General features: G+C 61.9%; 1 pseudogene. It reads left to right on the top strand.

The features are described 5' to 3' along the window. Nucleotides 1–231: pseudogene (locus QSV46_RS41245) on the top strand (excinuclease ABC subunit C); the annotation flags it as partial.

Below are 231 nucleotides of genomic sequence, written 5' to 3'. Positions count from 1 at the left end.
ATCGTGGCGGGACCGGATGGCTTTATCAAAAACCAGTATCGCAAGTTCAACATCAAGTCCGAGGGACTGACGCCCGGCGACGACTACGCGATGATGCGCGAAGTGCTGGAACGGCGCTTCAAGCGGCTGTTGAAGCCGCCGGAGGGCGATGCGGCCAAGGCCAAGGCCGACGATGACTCGTTTCCGCAATGGCCCGACCTCGTCATCATCGATGGCGGCCGGGGACAGCTC

The sequence above is a fragment of the Bradyrhizobium cosmicum genome, from assembly GCF_032290525.1.
Taxonomy (GTDB): Bacteria; Pseudomonadota; Alphaproteobacteria; order Rhizobiales; family Xanthobacteraceae; genus Bradyrhizobium; species Bradyrhizobium cosmicum_A.
This window is presented reverse-complemented; position numbering and strand designations above follow the sequence as displayed.